This is a genomic window from Pseudoalteromonas sp. SWN29 (assembly GCF_015864465.1).
Classification (GTDB): domain Bacteria; phylum Pseudomonadota; class Gammaproteobacteria; order Enterobacterales; family Alteromonadaceae; genus Pseudoalteromonas.
Window position 1 is genome coordinate 1 of sequence record NZ_JADYXE010000210.1, and the last position, 501, is coordinate 501.

The following is a 501-nucleotide window of genomic DNA, read 5'->3' on the forward strand; positions in this document are numbered from 1 at the left end:
AGAGCGGGTCATTAGCTCAGTTGGTAGAGCAGTTGACTTTTAATCAATTGGTCGATGGTTCAAATCCATCATGACCCACCATTCTTTGTTCTTGTGAATAGTGTTTGGTATCAATCGGCGGATTTACGCAAGCTTCATTCATATTTGAATAAGTGCATAGAGCGGGTTATTAGCTCAGTTGGTAGAGCAGTTGACTTTTAATCAATTGGTCGATGGTTCAAATCCATCATAACCCACCATTCTATGAAAAGTTATATCAGAGCGGGTCATTAGCTCAGTTGGTAGAGCAGTTGACTTTTAATCAATTGGTCGATGGTTCAAATCCATCATGACCCACCATTCTTTATTCTTGTGAGTAGCGAATGACATCAATCGGCGGATTTACGTAAGCTTCATTCATATTTGAATAAGTGCATAGAGCGGGTTATTAGCTCAGTTGGTAGAGCAGTTGACTTTTAATCAATTGGTCGATGGTTCAAATCCATCATAACCCACCATTCT

General features: G+C 39.7%; 4 tRNA genes. All 4 read left to right on the forward strand.

Going from position 1 to position 501, the window contains the following annotated elements:
- Positions 1-5: 5 nt before the first annotated feature.
- The 4 genes from I6F53_RS20520 to I6F53_RS20535 all read left to right on the forward strand — a co-directional run bounded on the left by I6F53_RS20520 (position 6) and on the right by I6F53_RS20535 (position 497).
- A tRNA-Lys gene (locus tag I6F53_RS20520) sits at positions 6-81 on the forward strand.
- Between the two features lie 82 nt (positions 82-163).
- A tRNA-Lys gene (locus I6F53_RS20525) sits at positions 164-239 on the forward strand.
- A gap of 24 nt (positions 240-263) precedes the next feature.
- Positions 264-339: transfer RNA gene (locus tag I6F53_RS20530), tRNA-Lys, on the forward strand.
- Positions 340-421: 82 nt separating this feature from the next.
- Positions 422-497 (forward strand) — tRNA-Lys (locus tag I6F53_RS20535).
- Positions 498-501: the final 4 nt, after the last annotated feature.